Below are 18,999 nucleotides of genomic sequence, written 5' to 3' on the forward strand. Positions count from 1 at the left end.
CCAAGGGTCAGAGATCTCCTGTAATAGTGGATTAGGAGAGTGCAATGAGAATCTTAGTCGTCGGTGGTGGCTGCGGTGGTACCATATTGGCCAACAACCTTGCGCGGCGGCTGGCCAGCGAGATCCGCAGTCGGAAGGTCAGAATCACACTGCTTTCGGCCTCGGATAAACACATGTATCAGCCGGGTCTGCTGTATGTGGCGTTTGGACAGATGATGCCTGACGAACTGTATCGCGATCAGGAGAGTCTGCTTGAGCCCTCGATTGAGTTTCATGTGGATCCGGTCGAGGCGTTCCATCTTGATCAGAACAAGGTCACAACAAAAAGCGGTAAAATACATGAGTATGACGTGATGGTTATCGCAACCGGTTCACGTATCGTGCCTGAAGAAGTGCCGGGTCTGGTCGAGGGTTCTGAAACCTTCTATTCCGAGGCGGCTGCCGTGAAGATGTTCAAACGTCTCCGTGAGTTTGAGGGTGGCAAGGTTGCGATTGTCGTCGGTGTCCCGCACAAATGTCCGATCGCCCCGGTGGAGGTAACTTTCTCCCTACACGACTATTTCAAGACGCGCGGTATCCGCGACAAGGTGCACATCAAGTACCACTATCCGATCGGTCGTATCCATACCATTGAAAATGTCGCCAAATGGGCAAAGCCGGAATTCGACCGCATTGGCGTCGAATATGAAACCCTGTTCAACGTCAAGGAAGTGGATGTGGAGAATCAGGTGGTAAAGAGCGAAGAGGGTACCGAGACCGCGTATGATCTGCTTATCTCCATACCGCCGCATAGAGGAATGCCGGTGATTGAACGGGATCAGATGGGCGATGGCGGCTGGATACCCACTGATCGGTACAAACTCACCATGGAGGGACATGACAATGTCTATGTATTGGGGGATACCACCAACCTGCCGGTCAGCAAGACCGGTTCTGCGGCGCATTTCGAAGCCGAAGTGGTGGCCGAGAACATCGCTTCGATTATCAAGATCGGTACACCCGTACGTGATTATGACGGTAAGGTCTACTGTTTTATCGAGGCAGGTCATGATAGGGCGACCTATGCCATGTTCAACTATGAGAATCCACCCGACCTGAAGGCGCCCAATAAATCGATGCACTGGTTTAAAATGAGCTATAACAAAATGTATTGGACCAGCGTCCGCGGTCTACTTTGAGGAGGCGTGGTTATGACTGCTCAGACTGAATCACCTCAACCCGCAAACACCGTTGATCGTGAGGAGCTTGCCCAGGAACTGGAGCAGCTATCAGAACTTGCGACACTGGTTTTGTCGGCGCGGGATGCCTTGTCGGACGATATAGTTTCCCGTGTCGCTTCGGCATTGAGTGAAGGTATCACACTACTTGACCGCCTTACCCGCAATGAGGGTCTTATGCGCTTGTTGCAGGTGCTCGATAAGCCGGAGACTCAGCATCTGCTGCTTGGACTCTCCACTGCGCTCTCACAAATGAGTCGGGAAATCGCAATCTCACCGCCCGCCAAAGGTGGTCTCGGGGGGGTTGTCAAACTGGCGATGGAACCTGGCACGCAAGAGGGTCTGCGATCGCTTTCGCTGCTGGGTAAGTATTGGAGTGACAGCATGCGTGAACTACACCGTAAGGGCGGTAATTGAACGAAAAAAGCTACTGATTGTGATGGGCTGCCGGATGGTGCTGTCAACGGACGGTTTATTCGATAAGCAGCTTGAGAGGCTGCATCTCTTTATACATGATAACGAGAGGCTTTCTGCTGGCAAAGGTGAGAATACGGGTGCGCGATGGATAAAACAGATGGCTGCACAGGAACATGTGCATCTCCTCTCCACGCAGTAGAAACTCCTTAAGGCGAAGGATGTTCCTCATATCCACATCATCCTGCAGTGGGTGCTTGTAATGGTTCAATACCAAGCTATCATCGTACAGCGCCAGTTGCGGGATCTCATCGTGATGTCCCAGCAGCTCGTGTTGTGCCTGTTTGCGCAGGCGGGTGGAGAGGATCAACCCGGCCCGGTCTTCTCCGAATAGCCAGCTGATATCCCTCTCTTCATCGTAGTCGGCACTGTGTTCGCCAAAGGCGAGGCACCAGCCCCTGTAGTAGGCGTTGTATCGCTTGACGATCCGTGAGTCATTCATTGTATGATCAGGGTGTTGTTACCGTGCCATGCATTACCAGGTGGGCTGGGAAGCAAAAAGATATAAAAACAATGAGTAATCTTCGGCTGGCCTTTATAGGTGGAGCAATCTGGCCAGCTCCTCATTATGCAATGGATCGATCCTCATACTACTTAAAACGTTCTCTGCATACAATCTTCAAAGAGTGGGCTTACTGCGGCTGCACGCTGAATGTCATCTAAAACACCAGGTTCATCACCAGCATCATGACGGTCAGAAACAGTAGTGTCATGATGCCGCCCGCCCGCATAAAATCAGATACGCGATACCCTGCAGGCCCCATGATCAGTGCATTCACCTGGTGCGTGGGGATCAGGAAGGAGTTGGATGTGGCGATGGCAACGGTGAGCGCGAAAACGGCTGGGTTGCCGCCGGCGCCAATGGCGATATTCACTGCCAGCGGAACCAGTAGAACCGTCGCGCCCACATTGGACATGACCAGGGTGAAAAAGGTGGCGAGCACCGCAACCGACAACTGGATAATCCAGATCGGCATGTCTCCCACTACCCAAAGCACCTGATCCGCAATCCATTTTGCTGTGCCGGTGGTCTCCACTGCGAGACCAAGCGGTATCAGGGAGGCAAGTAAAAAGACCGTCTTCCAGCTGACCGCTTCATACGCTTCATCGATATTGAGGACGCCGGACAGCACCATCCCAATGGCACCGGTGAGCAGTGCAACCGAAAGACGGATGTCGGTAAACAGTACCATTGAGAGCGCGATGCTGAAAAACAGCATTGCCCATCCCACCTTGTGTGGGCGCAAATCCTCATGGGGGTATTCAGTGGTAACGACGACGAAATTTTTATCTTTTTCGATCCTCGGGAGAACATCCCATGGGGTGTGCACCACCAGGGTGTCTCCCGCCATAAAGGGCATGTTACGGATATCCTCCCCCTCACGCAGGGTTTCTCCGTTGCGGTGTAATCCGATCATGGCAAGGCCATAGGTCTTCCGCATCCACACATCACGTGCGCTCTTGCCGATGAGTGATGAGCCGGGCGGTATGACCACTTCGGCAATACCGGCCTTGTTGGCAGAAAGGTCATTGGAGAATGTACGCAGGGTAGGGCGTCTTTTAAGCTTGAATACCTCGGCGAAGCTGGCCAGGGAATCCGGATCGGCAACCACTCCCAACACCATGCCGGCTTCAAGATCGACATCCCGGGCCAGGGCTCCCGGACCGATTCGGTTCGCCTCGCCCGACAGCTTTGTCGCGATCACCCTGACCCGATAAGCGGTCTCGATATCATCCAGCTGCTTGCCGATCAGGCCGCTCTCATCGGTGACAACCACCTCTGACAGGCTGTAGCGCAAGCCGTAGACATCCTGGAAATACTGCATCGGATCGGTACCGCTGGTGCTGCTTTCACTCTTGGTTTTCGGCAGCACGAAACGTCCGGCCAGTAGGAAGTAGATGATCCCGCTGACAATCAGGGCAATCCCGATCGGCGTGACAGAAAAGAGTCCCCAGGTCTCCATCTGTTGGTCGGCGGGCAACGCCTTGTTTGAGGTGAGGATCAGGTCGTTGAGCAGAATCAGCGGGCTGGAGCCGACCATAGTCATGGTGCCGCCGAGAATAGCGGTAAAGCCCATCGGCATCAGCAGGCGGGACATGGGCAGGCCGGAACGGGCGGAGATGCGCGATACTACAGGAAGAAACAACGCAGCCGCGCCCACGTTCTGCATGAAAGAAGAGATGAATCCCACAGTGGCGGATATGATCGGGATAATCCTGCCCTCAGTGGTGCCGCCGGTCTTGAGTATGAATGAAGCGACACTGCCCATGATGCCGGTTCTATCCAGGCCGGCACCGATGATCATGACTGCGATGATGGAGATGACGGCATTGGATGAAAAGCCATCGAACAGATGCCTGTTATCGACCAGCCCCTGATCGAGTCCCATCAGTGGTGCAAGCAGGGACGAGAGGCCCAACAACACCATAATACTGGCTGCGGCAACATCCACCCCGACGACTTCGAAGGCAAACAGGTAGATGGTCAGCATCAGGATGGCCCCTACCCAGGCGATCTCGACAGTGGGGGATAGATTGGCCAGCAACAGTGCTGCGATGAGGAAGATGGCGCTTGCAATGAGCTGTTTAAGTGAGAGGAGCCTGCCTTGGCTGGGCATCGATTGCTGGTTGTTTGATGGTGTCATGCGATTACTGCTTTAAAAACTAGGGTTCGTGGGTGCTCGAACTGTCACCATCCCCGTGGCGCAAATGAAAAATAGTGCTGCACTGCACATTCCGATATGGAAATGCATTCGGGTTAGAATGGTGCGATATCTTGCAATTTCGGCCGATAGATGGCCTGAGAATCGGGGTATCCTGCCTAATGATTCAGATATTTTCAAATAAATAATAATGTCTTAATATTCCTTTATGGAATATTCAAATCTACCTGACCTGAAACATCTGGCGACATTGAGAGCGGTCGTCGAACAGGGTGGCGTTTCGGAGGCCGCCCGACTACTGCACATCGGCCAGCCTGCGGTGACCAAACGGTTGCGTGCCCTTGACGGTTGTTATGCGGCGAGTTTGATGCAGCGGCAAGGGCGTAATCTACAGCTTACCCCGGCAGGGGAGCGGGTCTATGCCTTTGCGCGACTGATGTTCGATCATCAGGCCTCCCTTTTGGATGATCTGGAGTATCTGCGGTCGGGTCTGAACAGACTGCGCCTCGAAGTCACCTTCGCAATCGGCGAACATCTATTGCCGAGCCTGCTGCTGAACTTCTCCGATAATTTTCCTCAGTACAGGATAGAGAGCCGCATGGGTTACAGTCGGCATATTCAACGCCGACTCGCTACAGGGCTCTCCGATTTGGCATTACTTGAGCAGGCCCCTGACCATCCCGAGGTCTTGGTGCAGAAGTGGCTGGACGATGAACTTGTACTGGTTTGCGGTCTGGGGCACCCACTTTGGGGCAGTGGACTGTTGCCGGTAACAGAGTTGGGAGATTTACGCTATGTGCTGCGCGAGTCCCAGTCGTCCATGCGGATCACCCTGGATAAGGCGCTCAGGGATATCGGCATCGATCAGTTGCCCATTGCCATGGAAGTGGGATCGACGGACACCATCGTGGAGATGCTGCAACATGGGGGGCATGTGAGTTTCCTGCCCCGTTTTGCAGTCGACGATGCCCTGAATGCCGGCACCCTCTACCATATAAAAATACAGGGACTTCGTATCAACCGTACCCTGTGGATTGCCAGAACCCGTTCGAATTTAAAAAATGCCGTGGCTGAAGCGTTTATCCAGTTGCTGCGTAAGAAATCATGGAACGGATAGACCGGCGTTTGGTTTCACCGGCCCTGCAAGGCGCAGATGACCACGGCATGAACTTACTACGCCTCCGGGCCGATCTCTATTTCGGTGTTCGACTGCTCTGTAATGCGCAAAATCTGCAATAGCACCGGTTGTTTCAGAGCGACGCCTCAATCTCGAAGTTGACTGAATGTGTAGTCCTGCCCTTTCTGCGGTTGATGGCAGGCAAAGCAGGCCGATGCGGCTTTATCGCCGACAACGCGATTTGTTGGGTCGCCACCGCCAAACCCCTCGAAGCCCCATCCGCCGGTTGCTGCGAATTTAGCGGAATCTTTATGCATCACACCCAACACCTTGCGTCTGCTCTCGGTGACGGCATTGTCGGTACGCACCGTATCCAGAAGGTCGAAGATGATGACGGCCCCATCAGGGAAGAGTCCTTTCCGGTAGCCCTCAAGCGCCTTGTCGTTGGCATAGATGTGATGAATGCCGCCAAATGCATTGAACAACGGATGGCCTTCTTCAATCACCATGCTCTTGACGTGATGCCAGTTACGATAATCTGTCGGGTAGGGGACATTGGATTCTGTCGCCAATGCAACGGATGCCGTTACCCATAATGCAGTAAATAAGTGTGCTTTCATCAATCTATCCTCCTTATGGAGTTGGCGGTTAGCGTAAACGGAACAGCAGATATGTCGAAAATACGGTATTTTATATATAGTAAGTAGTCCTAACATTTAAGGTTAATACAAACCCTGTCTGTGTTTAGCGCACATTTAAGCCGTCATCATGCGGCAGCTTCATGCTCCGGGCAGTCTACACGCAGATGCCGTTCCGCCATGGGTGCATCGACGAAGGCACAGAAGTGCGGGGTCTTGGTCCCGGGGGCAACGTTCTTACGGAAGTGGTGACAGCTTACACAGGTCCGTTGCGGTGCGATCAGCTCGCGCTGCTGAAGCTGGCTGATCATTTTGATGACCAGTCCCAACAGTACTTGCTGCTCGTTCTGGGTAAGACCCAGAATGATGGGCTCGAAGCTTGCCGGCCACTTCTGTGCGGCCTTTTTACCTTTGGCTGTGACCTTAAGCGTGATCGCCCTGCCATCCGCAGTGTCTGCGTATTTCCTTACCAGCGCCTTTCTTTCCAGGGCACTGACGGCATCGCTGGCGGTAGCCTTGCGAATCCCGGAATGGGCCGCCGCCGCGGTGAGTCGTGTGCCCTGCGGCCGGCTGACGACAAAGCGAAGTAGATCGGCCTGGGTCGGAGACAAGCCAGCCGCCTCGGCTGCTTGCCAGTCTAATTGTCGCGCCACTGATGCCAGTCTTGTGAGCCCGTCGGCGATTCGGCGGGTGAGTGGTTCTGTGATCTCATCGAAGTTCATAGTTAGGAATCCTAACAAAATAACCGGGCTGTGTCAATCTCATATTGCGGTTCCTGCAGTCGGGTGCCCTGGGGCATTGTCATACCTCAACGGTATCAACCGGAAGAGGATAACCACTACCAGGCAGGCGTAAGATAAATTGATGGTTACCGTGACATTCTGTCATTTAGCTATGACTATTTGTCATTATTGCTCCATATTTTCCGGTATTTTTAAGTTGCCGATTTTTTTAACCGAATAATTTGATCTATAAAAATTTCCCAACTAACCTTGCATTGTGCGCCCACTGTTTTTCGTTCAAATAGCGGAACCCTTAGTGGGTGATCAAACATCTTCTACGCCAATTCGACTCGCCCAAACAGCCTTGGTATCCGATTACCGAGGAGGTGATCATTCGTACCAAGAATAATTACAGCGTCTGTGTTGCCGGGTTAGTGGTCAGATCCAAGTTAAGTAAAAAATATTTCTAAAACTTAATGTAAGTTGGGAAGGAGAACAATATGCTCAGGTCCCTTTTGATAGATGCGGAAAAGTGTACGGGATGCGTGCAATGTGAATTGGCGTGTTCCTATGAAAATGAAGGTGAGTTTAATCCTGCCAAATCACGAATCAGGGTTTTTACATTCCACCATGAAGGGCGTTTTGTTCCCTATACATGCACACAATGCGCTGAAGCCTGGTGTATGCAGGCCTGTCCTGTTGACGCCATTACGCTGGATGCCGGTACTGGGGCGAAGGTTGTCAATGCCTCCGTCTGTGTCGGCTGCAAGGTCTGCACCATCGCCTGCCCCTTTGGCACCGTCAACTACAGCAGTGGCAGTGGAAAGGTGGTCAAGTGTGATCTCTGTGGCGGAGATCCCGCGTGTGCCAAGGCCTGTCCGACAGCTGCGATCACCTATGTGGACGCGGATCAGACGGGATTTGAAAAGATGCGTGCCTGGGCGGGTAAAACCGATGCCGGCAATGCTGCAAGTGCGTAATTCTGGAGGTATATAGCTATGTCATGGGCTGGAAAAATTCTTCGCGTCAACCTGACTCAAGGTACCTGCACCACCGAGGCGCTCAATCGTCAATGGGCACAGGAGTATCTCGGCCAACGCGGCCTGGCATCCAAGTATCTGGTTGAAGAGATCGACCCGCAAGTCGATCCCCTGAGTCCCGAAAACAAGATGATCATGACCACCGGACCCCTGACCGGGACCATGGCTGCGACCAGTGGTCGCTATTCGGTGGTTACCAAAGGGCCGCTTACCAACTGTATAGCCTGTTCCAATTCCGGGGGGTTTATCGGTGCCGAGATGCACTTCGCCGGTTGGGACATGATCATCTTTGAGGGTAAGTCGCCAAAACCGGTTTACCTCTATTTGGTCAACGACAAGGCGGAATTGCTTTCCGCTGAAGAGATATGGGGGACTAGTGTCTGGCACACCGATGAGTGGCTGCATGCAAAACACCAGGACCCGATGCTGCGTATCGCAGCTGTCGGACGTTCCGCCGAGGCGGGTTGTCTCTATGCGGCAATTGTCAACGACCTGCACCGGGCGGCTGGCAGATCCGGTGTCGGCACCGTCATGGCCTCCAAGAATCTCAAGGCGGTGGCCATCCGCGGGACTAAAGGGGTTGCTAACATTAAGGACCCGTCCAAGTTCATGCAGGCTGTCAACGATGGGAAAAAGGTGCTTGCCGACAACGCGGTTACCGGACAGGGATTGCCTACCTACGGCACCCAGGTGCTGATGAACGTGATCAACGAGATGGGCGCCCTTCCCACACGCAATATGCGTGAAGTACAGTTCGAGGGGGCGAACAAGGTTTCTGGTGAGGCGATGCACGAAAAACGTGCCTCGGATGGCAAGCCCAACCTGACAACCAATGCCGGTTGTTTCGGTTGCACCATCGCCTGCGGGCGTATCTCCACCATCGACAAGGGTCACTTCTCCATTGAAAACAAACCCGAGTATTGGGGCAGTTCCGGTGGCCTGGAATACGAGGCGGCATGGGCATTGGGGCCGGATACCGGCGTCGATGATCTGGATGCATTGACCTATGTTAACTTCATCTGCAACGAGGACGGATTCGATCCGATCTCATTCGGTGCCACCCTCGCGGCGGCTATTGAACTCTTCAAGATCGGCGCCATCACCACCGAGCATACAGGCGGACAGGAGCTCTCTTTCGGTTCTGCCGAGAACCTGGTTTGGGGTGCTGAGATTCTGGTCAAGGGCGAGGGCTTCGGCAGGGACCTGGGGCTGGGATCCAAGCGCCTGTGCGAGAAGTATGGACACCCCGAGCTATCCATGACGGTCAAGGGTCAGGAGTTCCCCGCCTACGATCCTCGAGGCATACAGGGTATGGGACTCGCGTATGCTACCTCAAACCGCGGTGCGTGCCATCTCAGGGGCTACACGGTGGCTTCCGAGATTCTGGGAATCCCGGAGAAAACCGATCCGTTGGAGACCGATGGAAAGGCCGGACTAGTGAAGGCCTTTCAGGACGCTACCGCCGCGGTGGATTCCAGTGGACTCTGTCTGTTTACCACTTTTGCCTGGTCGCTGGAGGATATCGCGCCCCAGGTGAATGGTGCCTGCGAAGGTGACTGGACCGCGGAGCGCATGCTGGAGCTGGGAGAACGGGTGTGGAACATGGAGCGGGACTTCAATCTGCGGGCCGGCCTGACCGCCGCGGATGATACCCTGCCGCAACGCCTGCTGAAAGAGGCGGCCAAAACCGGGCCTGCAGAGGGTCGTGTCAACGACCTGGACAAGATGCTGCCAGAGTATTACGAATTGCGCGGCTGGACGGCGGACGGTGTGCCCACTGATGCTACCCGTCAGCGGCTTGGCCTGACCTGACATGGCAGGAGATGTCAGATGCAATATATCGTAATCGGTGCCGGCCCGGCCGGTGTTACGGCCTGTGAAACCCTGAGGAGCCAGGACCCCGCCGGTCAAATCACTTTGATCGGCGGGGAGCCGGAACCGCCCTATTCACGCATGGCCATACCCTACCTGCTGGTGGAACAGATTGATGAACGGGGTACCTACCTGCGAAAGAGCGAGGACCACTATAGCCAAAATCGGATTGAACATATCAGGATGGCGGTGACTCAGGTGCATTCTGAACAGCATCGTGTCACCCTGGCCGATGGGAGCAGCCTGGAATACGATCGCCTGCTGATCGCCACCGGCGCCACGCCATTGAAGCCGCCGATCCCCGGTATCGACCTGGATGGTATTCATAACTGCTGGACCTTGGAGGACGCCCGCGCCATCGTGGCACGCGCCAAGCCGGGATCGCCTGTGGTGCTGATAGGCGCGGGTTTCATTGGCTGCATTATTCTCGAAGCCCTGGTTGAGCGCGACGTGAAGCTTACGGTGGTGGAGAAAGGCGACCGGATGGTTCCCCGCATGATGGATAACGTGGCCGGGAATCTGTTGAAAAACTGGTGCGAGAAGAAAGGGGTGCGTATCCTGACCAGCAGCGGAGTTGTCGGTTTCTCTGAATCAGGCAGTGGTTTGAGTGTCGATCTGGACAGTGGCGAGAGTCTGGCCGCGGACCTGGTGATAACGGCAATGGGGGTACGCGCGAATATCGACTTCCTGGCCGGATCGGGTATAGAAACCGACCAGGGTATCCTGGTGAATGACCATCTGCAGACCAGTTGGGAGGATATTTTCGCTGCCGGGGATGTTGCCCAGGGGCGTGATTTTTCCACCGGAGCTGATAGTGTCCAGGCGATTCAGCCCACCTCGGTTGAACACGGTCGTATCGCGGCAATCAACATGGTCAAGGACCAGGCGATCACGCATCAGGGCAGCCTGAACATGAATGTCCTGGATACCCTGGGCCTGATCTCCAGCTCTTTCGGTCAATGGATGGGCGTCGAAGGCGGTGACCAGGCAACCCTGTTGGATGAGGGTGAGTTCCGTTATCTGCAACTGCAGTTCGACGGAGACTACCTTGTCGGCGCCAGCAGTCTTGGGCATACCCAGCACATCGGTGTGCTCAGGGGATTGATTCGGAGTCGTGTCCCGTTGGGGGAATGGAAGGATCGCCTGATGAAGGATCCAACCCGCTTGATGGAGGCCTATCTCGGTTCCGTACAGGGTGCAAGTTGATTGGATGTCCGAGGTGAACGTCGAATTCAAACTCTATGCAAGCTTAATGACGTACCTGCCGTCTGGTGCGACCGATCATGCTGTCAATGTCACGCTATCCGAAGGCGCAACCATCTTTGATTTGATGGAACGCTACCAGGTCCCCCGCGAACAGGCCCACTTGGTTGTGTGTAACGGCCTGTTCGTGCCACCCTCGCAACGTGAGACCTATCGGTTACAGGATGGAGATGTCATCGCTCTCTGGCCGCCAGTCGCTGGTGGATAATCCCGACCAGTCCCGCTGACTGGTGCAGAATCCATGGTCAGCCGCACCAGCAGTCGGATGATGACAATTGCCCACGCAGAGTTTCTGCGCAGCCTGTCGCCACTCAAGCAACACTACCAGATCGAGATCGATGAAGCCCGAAGAGAAGTTGAGATCTCCTGCCGGGGGCTAAGAGCTGTTCTACAATTGCATGAAATGGGGCCGGTCAAACTGGGTTCGCTCACCATGCCATCACTGAAAGTTTTTTTTAGATTTGAAGATTCGGCCGTTGACGAAATATCACAGTTTTGGGCGCGCTTTGACCTTTGTTTCAGGAGAGGAGGAGGTTGAACTGGATTAGAATCTGTTTCGATAAAAAAAGTTCTGCTAACCAAGGAGGATAACACATGAAAAGAGAACAACAACGCTACGGAATATCGGGCATCTTAATTGTCCTGTTACTGATCCCCTGCCTGGTCCTTGCAGGGGATAAACCCTATGAACGTGTAGTCGTATTCGGCGACAGTCTTTCCGATCCCGGCAATGCTTTTTTTCTATCCGGGATCAACCTCAAACCACCCTATTCGACCCTGGATGAATTATTGATACCGGATGCGCCCTATGCACGAGGCGGTAATCACTTCAGTAACGGTCCCACATGGATTGAGCGGCTGGCAAAAAAACTCGATGTGGGAGGCAGTGCGAAACCTGCCTTCAAGGGCAAGAATGGCAAAAAACTGAAAATGACCAACTATGCCGTCGGTGGTGCCCGTGCCCGGGATAACGGTATCGATATCAACCTCAATACACAATTGAGCGCCTTTCTCAGTGATTCCCAGGGAGTGGCATCGATGGATGCGCTCTATGTTATCGCACTGGGCGGTAACGATGTAAGGGACGCCGTTGCCGCCCTTTCCGTCGATCCCACAGGCCAGGCCAGTAATGATATTCTGCAGGATGCACTGATCGCGCTATCCGATTCGATCATCGCACTGCATGGGGCTGGCGCGACAAAGCTGTTGATTGTCAACTCGCCTGATCTCTCTCTGACCCCGGCGATAAAACGCCTTGATAGCCTGTTCCCGGGTACCGCCCTGGGGGCGGCCGTGGCATCGCTGCAGTTCAACCTGAATCTTGCCGCGTTACTCGATGATCTCAGCTTGGTATTTCCAGCATTGGAGATTGCGCAACTGAATGTTTTTCAGACGCTGCACGAGATCGTGGACGATCCCGATGCATTTGGTTTGAAGAATGTAATTGATGCGTGCGTGATGCCTAATCTACCCCCTTTCGCCTGTAAAAAACCGAAGCGTTACCTGTTTTGGGATGGCATCCATCCAACCCGGGCCACTCACCGGATCTTTGCCAGGGAGGCTGCCGAGGTCCTCAATCTGGGCGGGGATGAGGATCGAGACTCCTTCGAGGATCAGGATGGTAAAGAAAGGGGGATGAGAGGCAGAAAATGATCGCCAATACCCACGGGAATATTCCTGTCAGAAAGTAGCTGTACTGAAAATGAAATGATAACCCTCGGCCATCCCTAAGCTGGACGGAACCCTTGTTGCTGCCTGTCCGATGAGTCGGTCCCATCAGCTGGGCTGGCGTGGCAACACACGAGTGTCATCTCATCAGATTGGAATTGGATTCATTTGAGGTTATGTTTTTGTTGTTGTTCAATAGGATCATGCTGATCATCTAATATCGCAATGCATGAAAACCCGGCAAACATATTGTGTTGAAGATCGTATCAGGAGCACAGACGGGAGTGGATAGAGCGGCATTGGATGCCGCCATAGCGTATGGTGTCGAGGCTGGCGGATGGTGCCCCCATGGCCGCCTGGCTGAAGATGGCGTCATACCCGAATGCTATCCGGTTACGGAACTGGCCAATGCAGGATATACGGAACGCACCCTGCAAAATGTCATCGATAGCGATGCTACACTGATTATCTATTTCGGTTATCTCTCAGGCGGTACGGAGCAAACGCTCGTCTTCTGCATTGCGCAGAGGAAGCCCTATCTGTTGATCGATGCCGAGGAGCTGAACAGGCGGCGCGCGGCAGAACGGATTCAGCAATTCATTGCTGACAAAGGGATTGCTGTCTTAAATGTTGCCGGGCCGCGGGCAAGTGGAGAAGCCTCGGCATATGACTATGCGAGAACGGTTCTGGAGTCAGTGTTGAGAACCCGCTCCATAAATCCGTCGGATCGATGTTAAGTACCACTCAAGCCTTGATTGGTGCAAGGATAATGCGGATTCGGTATGGATAAGAAAAATGCCTTGATTACAGGTAACAGCAGTGGCCTTGGATTGGGGCTCAGCAAAGTATTGTTGGCCCGTGGTTACAGGATTTTCGGCTGCAGCCGGCGGGGTTGCGATCTGCCGGGTGAGATCGTCGATGTTCATTGTGACCTTACCGAATTTGACGCCATTGCACAGAAGCTTGAGCAACTGCTGCAAGGGATTGAGACGCTGGAGTTGGTGGTGCTCAATGCCGGTATATTGGGTGAGATCAAGTATATCAGCAAGACTTCATTGGATGAGTTGCAACAGATCATGGACATCAATCTTTGGCCGAATAAGATAATCCTGGATTGGTTGTTGCAATCGCATATCAAAGTCGATCAGATCCTGCTGCTATCATCCGGTGCAGCCATTTTGGGTAATAAGGGATGGGGCGGGTATGCGTTATCGAAATGCGCGCTGAACATGCTGGGACGCCTGTATGCGCACGAATTCCCGGCGACCCACATTGCTTCCATTGCGCCGGGCCTGATCGAATCGGATATGATGGATTATCTGTGTACCCAGGCGGACAGCGAGGAGTATCCCGCATTGCAGCGACTTCAGCAGGCTAGAAGAGATGGTGCAGTGCTTTCGCCGGTCCAGGGCGCTGAACGGATCCTGGAAACCTTGTCACGCCTGAAGGAATTTGAAAGCGGTAGTTATATCGATCTCAGGCAGATTCTGGCCCCGGATGAGTATCATGCACTGATCGAGGCGAGAAACAGGGTATGACTTTGCCGACCTTTTTGAGGGAGATATTGCTGCTGGCATCCCTGGTACTGCTGTTGTTTCTGGCAATTGCACTCTACCTCTATCTTAACCAGACCAACCTGATTCATCTGCCCGATCTTCCGTCGAGACGTGTGGCTGCCACGCCGCATCAGGTGGGGTTGGGTTTTGAGTCGGTAGACCTGATGACCGCGGATAACGTGAAGCTGCACGGTTGGTTTATTCCCCATGAGAGACCTCGCGCAACACTGCTGTTTTTTCACGGCAATGCAGGCAATATCTCCCATCGCATGGAATCCCTGGCACTCTTCAACGCATTGGGGCTGGCGATATTGATCATCGATTATCGCGGTTATGGCAACAGTGAAGGGAAGCCGTCGGAAAAAGGGCTCTATCGGGATGCGGAGGCGGCATGGCGTTATCTGACTGAGATAAGAGCGCTGCCCGAGAAGAAGATCCTGCTCTTTGGTCGCTCACTTGGCGGCGCGGTTGCCGCCTACCTTGCGACTCATAATGATCCAATGGGCGTAGTCCTGGAGTCGACCTTCACTTCCGTCCCGGACATGGCCGCTGAACTCTATCCCTGGTTGCCTGCCCGCTGGCTGGCGCGCTATCACTACAATACCCTAGAGCGAATGGCCGCCATCGACAGCCCGGTGATGATTATTCACAGCCGCCATGATGAGATCATACCTTTCGATCATGGTCGCCTGCTGTTTGAACGCGCCCATCAGCCGAGACGTTTTCTTGAACTGAGCGGTGACCACAATTACGGTTTCATGCAGGATCTTGATCGATATCGGGATCACTGGGATGATTTTATACGCTTGGCAAGTAAAGAGCAGACCGGATGAAGACAATACCAATACGAAAAACCAAAATCGTAGCCACTATCGGCCCTGCCTCCGATTCGGTCAAAATCCTCGAAGAGATGATTGTGGCCGGCATGAGTGTCGCCCGGCTCAATCTATCCCACGGCAGTTATGCTGAACACAGCCAGCGTATCGGGTGTATCCGTCAGGCATCGGATAATCTGCGGATACCGGTAGCAATCATGATCGATACACGGGGCGTTGAGATCCGTACCGGAAAGATTCGCCAGGGAAGCGTTGAATTGACTTCGGGTGATACCTTTTCCATCTTCACCGACGGCCGTGCCGGTGATCAGCAAGGGGTTTCAGTCACCTACCAGCGTTTGCATCAGGAGGTGAATCCCGGCGATGTGATTCTACTCGATGATGGAGCGATGGAACTCACCGTGCAATCGATCCTTGATCGGGAGGTTCGCTGCAAGGTTGTATTGGGCGGAGTGCTGAAAGAGAACAAGGGTGTCAATCTACCCAATACCCAGCTTTCCATGACGGCTGTGGAGCCGGAGCATCGTGACGATATCCTTCAGGAGCTATCCTTCGCGGCGGAGAACGACGTCGACTATATCGCCGCTTCGTTTATTCAGGATGCCGATGAAGTCAACCGGATGCGGAAAATCCTGATCGAGAAAGGGGTGGATATCCCGATCATCGCCAAGATCGAAAACCGCGCCGGAATAAACAATCTCGAGGCTATCGTGGCGGCGTCGGACGGGATTATGGTGGCGCGGGGCGATATGGGGGTGGAACTGCCGATGGCGGATGTGCCGAGTATGCAGAAGAAGATCATCCGCATCACGGTGAGTAACGGCAAGCCTGTGATCACCGCCACTCAGATGCTGGCTTCGATGGAGCACAATCCAAAGCCGACCCGTGCCGAGGCGAGTGATGTGGCAAATGCCATTCTGGATGGTTCCTCCGCAGTGATGTTGTCCGGCGAATCGGCTATGGGCGACTATCCTGTGGAGTCGGTCAGGACCATGGAGATGTTGGCGATCCGTACCGAGGCATCGCTGCGTGAGTATGGCTATCTGCAGCATATCATTCCCCACCATTCCAACGTGGTGACCGAAGCGGTCAGTCATTCGGCCGTCAATATGGCCGATCGATTGAAGGCGGCTGCCATCATCAGTCTGACCGAGACGGGTTTCACCTCGAGGCTGATCTCCAAGCATCGGCCCGAGTGTCCCATACTGGCAGTCACCCAATCACCGAGAGTGACCCGGCGGCTGTGTATGAACTGGGGGGTAGTACCCATTCTTTTTCAGGAGGAGAGCACGGATGAGGCGAAGATCGCCTTTTGCATCGAACAAGCCAGAAAGCGTGGCCTGCTGAACAGTGGCGATATCGCCATTGCCACCAGTGGCTACAGTCAAACCACCGGTGGTACGGATCTGATCCGGGTGATGACTGTCGACGGGCCTGAATAGCGGTAGAGGTAAACTAGAACTTGAGTTTGTTCTGAATAGCTGGATAAAAGACAGGCCGCAAATGGACGCCAATCACCGCAAATTCATGAAAATAGTTTGGTATTAAACCGTGTGTAACCACCATCATGCTGTGTTAATGGATCATTTGTGATTTTTTAGCGGTGATTGGCGTTTATTCGCGGCTTACTAAGGCCTGGTTCATGCGTTCATCTTCCCCTAATTTCCACGCTCCTGCGTGGAACTCATATCTTGCCCTGATGCCCTGCCTACCTATGCATTCCCGAGTTGGGGTAGTGTCAATTATCTTGCGCACTTTTTCTTTGGTGATGGCTCCGGTTGCTACTCAGGCTGCTGAGAAAGCAGCTTCTTGATCCTTCTCTTTCAATAAATCCATATTCATGTACTTACGGGTTCCCCAAGTGGTCGCGGATACATGACGCAATCGTGCAGCAACCAACATTAGGGCTGAGTGTCCGTCAGGAAAAGCACCCACCACCTTGGTGCGACGCCTGGCTTCCTTGAGTAATCGCTCCATTGGGTTGTTGGTCTTCAGCTTCAGCCAATGCTGCGGTGGGTAAGCATAGTAGGTCAACGTCTCATGGATCGCTGTCTCTACCTGCTCAGCCGCTGTACCGAGTTTCTTCGCTTTGAGTTTTTCAACGACGTCCTGAGCCTTGCTTGCTGCCGCCTCTCGGCTCTCCTGCGCATGGATGGCCTTGAGCATCGCCGAAACCTCTCGCATCTTGCTACGGGGCGTGTGGGAGAATACGTTGCGATAAAAATGCACCACGCAGCGTTGCCAGTCGGCTTCAGGAAAGACCTCGGCTGCCGCTTCACTCAGACCCATGCAGGCGTCGGATATAATTAACCTGACACCCTTCAGGCCGCGTTTCTTGAGATATTTGAGAAAACCCAGCCAGCCTGATTTGTCTTCTTTATGCCCTTCCTGTACGCCCAGAACACGGCGAAAACCCGCTTGATCTACGCCGATGGCTGCCAACACGGACACGTTCTTGATCTCGCCGCCCCAGCTGCGTTTCAGTACGATACCGTCCAAGTAGACGTAAGCATACTCACCTTCGATGGGCTGGGTCCGCCAGCGCTCAATGTGCTGGTAGACCTTTTGGTTGAGCTTGGAGACGGTACCTGAGGATACCCGAGTACCCCATAGGGCCTCGGTGATATCCTCGATTCGGCGTACCGATACCCCGGCCAGGTACATCTGTACGATGGCTTCCTCAATCGAGATATCTCGACGCCGATACCGCTCTATAATAGCGGTTTCAAAGGTTTGCTGGCGTAAACGCGGCATCTTGACCTCGACCTCGCCGGCTTTCGTGTGTAACTTGCGCTTATAGTGGCCAGCTCGCGTATCGATGCGATCCGGCGAGTGCTCATAACGCCGCGCCCGGCACATCTCATCAGCTTCTGCATCCAGCATCTGATTCAAGGTCTCTTCAACCGTGCCCCTAACCATTTCATCTAAATGGGTTCGGATCTCGCTCTCATCAATCCGGATCACTTTGCTCATCGGTTTCGTGCTATCTTTTTCCATGGTGGTTCCTTATGGTCTGTACTGTGGTTTGGCGATTACAGTTTTAACAGACCGGAGCCACCCCCTCAAAATATGTGCACGTGATAATTTACGTTATCCGAGTTGGAGCGTGGGAGCGATATAAAAATTGCGTGAATTTGCGGTGATTGGCGTCCATTTGCGGCTGAATCAATGGCCTGGTTTAAGGGATCATCAACCAGGAAGCGCGGACTTACCCATGAATTTATTCCGGCACTGGCTCTAATAGATTCTGTATTGCGGCTGTACCTGATCATCCTGCCAGATGTCGTCAGGACTTACGTATTCGTCACGCAGATTGAAGGGTACCCCCACACTGTCGAAACAGTCGTAAACAAGCTCTGAGCAGATATATTTCCGGTCTCGGGTGCGGCGGCTGATCTTGAACAGGATGCGAATTCCAATGCGAATGATCTCGAAATTGTCATAGGGTTTGGTGAGTTCGTCCATCCCATAGCTGATAGCCTGGTTAAGCTTTTGTTTGTCAACCGGCGGATCCACCCTTGCAATCACGATGTTGCCTTTGTAGGGACGGTTTTTACCGTGGTAGTCGCGCAGATACTTGGACAGCGGCGCCAGACGCACACCTATCATCGTCTCGCTCTCCAGGACGAAGACCCGCTCCAGGGTCGGATCCTTATAGATCATGCCGACATGACTCCAGACGGATTTGGTGAATTTCTGTACTGCCTGTGAAAAAAAATATGATCCTGAACAGAAGACCAAGTCGCCTGTCTGCAACTCATCTCGCATTACACTGTAGGGTTGTACCTGGAGGTGCTCAATCTCTTTTTTTGATATCGTCTCAGCCATAGAGTGCCTCCCTGATTACTTGGGGCAAGTGTCTGATAAGCCGCGCAGTCGGTGTTGAAAGGAACTTTATTGGTTCTATATCGTAATATAGATATGGCATCAATA

At 53.5% G+C, this 18,999-nt stretch carries 20 protein-coding genes; 14 read left to right on the forward strand and 6 right to left on the reverse strand.

From position 1 onward, the window contains the following. The first annotated feature begins 44 nt into the window (after nt 1-44). Nucleotides 45-1,178 carry an NAD(P)/FAD-dependent oxidoreductase gene (locus tag AB8516_RS14975; protein ID WP_369161849.1) on the forward strand — a complete coding sequence of 378 codons (1,134 nt, stop codon included), beginning with the start codon at nt 45-47 and terminating at the stop codon, nt 1,176-1,178. Nucleotides 1,179-1,190: 12 nt separating this feature from the next. Beyond that, nucleotides 1,191-1,634 carry a hypothetical protein gene (locus AB8516_RS14980; protein WP_108289832.1) on the forward strand — a complete coding sequence of 148 codons (444 nt, stop codon included), beginning with the start codon at nt 1,191-1,193 and terminating at the stop codon, nt 1,632-1,634. A gap of 55 nt (nt 1,635-1,689) precedes the next feature. Here the strand turns inward: AB8516_RS14980 and AB8516_RS14985 are convergent, their stop codons facing one another. Together AB8516_RS14985 and AB8516_RS14990 are read right to left on the reverse strand one after the other, a co-directional pair. After that, complete coding sequence (locus AB8516_RS14985) at nt 1,690-2,133, reverse strand: hypothetical protein (protein WP_369161851.1); 444 nt, start codon at nt 2,131-2,133, stop codon at nt 1,690-1,692. A gap of 217 nt (nt 2,134-2,350) precedes the next feature. Continuing rightward, nucleotides 2,351-4,336: an SLC13 family permease gene (locus AB8516_RS14990; RefSeq protein ID WP_369161853.1), complete on the reverse strand. Its 1,986-nt coding sequence runs from the start codon at nt 4,334-4,336 to the stop codon at nt 2,351-2,353. Nucleotides 4,337-4,562: 226 nt separating this feature from the next. On the opposite strand from AB8516_RS14990, the gene AB8516_RS14995 reads away from it, so the two are divergent. Continuing rightward, on the forward strand, nt 4,563-5,471 hold the full coding sequence (locus AB8516_RS14995; protein WP_369161855.1) for a LysR family transcriptional regulator: 909 nt from the start codon (nt 4,563-4,565) through the stop codon (nt 5,469-5,471). Further along, nucleotides 5,459-5,593 carry a hypothetical protein gene (locus AB8516_RS15000; protein WP_369161857.1) on the forward strand — a complete coding sequence of 45 codons (135 nt, stop codon included), beginning with the start codon at nt 5,459-5,461 and terminating at the stop codon, nt 5,591-5,593. The genes AB8516_RS14995 and AB8516_RS15000 overlap by 13 nt, the downstream gene beginning before the upstream one ends. A 24-nt stretch (nt 5,594-5,617) precedes the next feature. Here the strand turns inward: AB8516_RS15000 and AB8516_RS15005 are convergent, their stop codons facing one another. Then, entirely contained in the window at nt 5,618-6,091 is a 474-nt protein-coding gene (locus AB8516_RS15005) for a cytochrome P460 family protein (RefSeq protein WP_369161859.1), read from the reverse strand. A gap of 146 nt (nt 6,092-6,237) precedes the next feature. Further along, the gene (locus AB8516_RS15010) at nt 6,238-6,831 is read right to left on the reverse strand and encodes a MarR family winged helix-turn-helix transcriptional regulator (RefSeq protein ID WP_369161861.1); all 594 of its coding nucleotides are present in this window, start codon (nt 6,829-6,831) and stop codon (nt 6,238-6,240) included. Nucleotides 6,832-7,331: 500 nt separating this feature from the next. Here AB8516_RS15010 and AB8516_RS15015 point away from each other — a divergent pair, with 500 nt between their 5' ends. The 10 genes from AB8516_RS15015 to pyk all read left to right on the forward strand — a co-directional run bounded on the left by AB8516_RS15015 (nt 7,332) and on the right by pyk (nt 16,508). Beyond that, a complete protein-coding gene (locus tag AB8516_RS15015; RefSeq protein ID WP_108289838.1) occupies nt 7,332-7,811 on the forward strand; it encodes a 4Fe-4S dicluster domain-containing protein in 480 nt (159 codons plus the stop codon). 18 nt (nt 7,812-7,829) lie between these two features. Next, nucleotides 7,830-9,683: an aldehyde ferredoxin oxidoreductase family protein gene (locus tag AB8516_RS15020; protein ID WP_369161863.1), complete on the forward strand. Its 1,854-nt coding sequence runs from the start codon at nt 7,830-7,832 to the stop codon at nt 9,681-9,683. A gap of 18 nt (nt 9,684-9,701) precedes the next feature. Beyond that, the gene (locus AB8516_RS15025; RefSeq protein WP_369161865.1) at nt 9,702-10,949 is read left to right on the forward strand and encodes an NAD(P)/FAD-dependent oxidoreductase; all 1,248 of its coding nucleotides are present in this window, start codon (nt 9,702-9,704) and stop codon (nt 10,947-10,949) included. Between the two features lie 13 nt (nt 10,950-10,962). Continuing rightward, complete coding sequence (locus tag AB8516_RS15030) at nt 10,963-11,214, forward strand: sulfur carrier protein ThiS (protein ID WP_108289852.1); 252 nt, start codon at nt 10,963-10,965, stop codon at nt 11,212-11,214. Between the two features lie 33 nt (nt 11,215-11,247). Further along, a complete protein-coding gene (locus AB8516_RS15035) occupies nt 11,248-11,544 on the forward strand; it encodes a hypothetical protein (RefSeq protein WP_369161868.1) in 297 nt (98 codons plus the stop codon). Between the two features lie 56 nt (nt 11,545-11,600). After that, nucleotides 11,601-12,659, forward strand: a complete 1,059-nt coding sequence (locus AB8516_RS15040) for an SGNH/GDSL hydrolase family protein (RefSeq protein WP_369161870.1) — start codon at nt 11,601-11,603, stop codon at nt 12,657-12,659. A 266-nt stretch (nt 12,660-12,925) separates the two neighbouring features. Then, on the forward strand, nt 12,926-13,411 hold the full coding sequence (locus AB8516_RS15045; protein WP_369161872.1) for a putative molybdenum carrier protein: 486 nt from the start codon (nt 12,926-12,928) through the stop codon (nt 13,409-13,411). A 45-nt stretch (nt 13,412-13,456) separates the two neighbouring features. Then, complete coding sequence (locus tag AB8516_RS15050; protein WP_369161874.1) at nt 13,457-14,212, forward strand: SDR family NAD(P)-dependent oxidoreductase; 756 nt, start codon at nt 13,457-13,459, stop codon at nt 14,210-14,212. Continuing rightward, a complete protein-coding gene (locus AB8516_RS15055; RefSeq protein ID WP_369161876.1) occupies nt 14,209-15,063 on the forward strand; it encodes an alpha/beta hydrolase in 855 nt (284 codons plus the stop codon). The genes AB8516_RS15050 and AB8516_RS15055 overlap by 4 nt, the downstream gene beginning before the upstream one ends. After that, complete coding sequence (gene pyk / locus AB8516_RS15060) at nt 15,060-16,508, forward strand: pyruvate kinase (RefSeq protein WP_369161878.1); 1,449 nt, start codon at nt 15,060-15,062, stop codon at nt 16,506-16,508. Before AB8516_RS15055 ends, pyk begins: the two co-directional genes overlap by 4 nt. Nucleotides 16,509-16,851: 343 nt before the next feature. On the opposite strand, the gene AB8516_RS15065 is transcribed toward pyk, so the two are convergent. Next, entirely contained in the window at nt 16,852-18,039 is a 1,188-nt protein-coding gene (locus AB8516_RS15065) for an IS256 family transposase (RefSeq protein ID WP_369163301.1), read from the reverse strand. Nucleotides 18,040-18,303: 264 nt separating this feature from the next. Beyond that, nucleotides 18,304-18,894, reverse strand: a complete 591-nt coding sequence (locus AB8516_RS15070; protein ID WP_369161880.1) for a YiiX/YebB-like N1pC/P60 family cysteine hydrolase — start codon at nt 18,892-18,894, stop codon at nt 18,304-18,306. Nucleotides 18,895-18,999: the final 105 nt, after the last annotated feature.

It is taken from the genome of Candidatus Thiodiazotropha sp. LNASS1 (assembly GCF_964212655.1).
Classification (GTDB): domain Bacteria; phylum Pseudomonadota; class Gammaproteobacteria; order Chromatiales; family Chromatiaceae; genus Thiodiazotropha.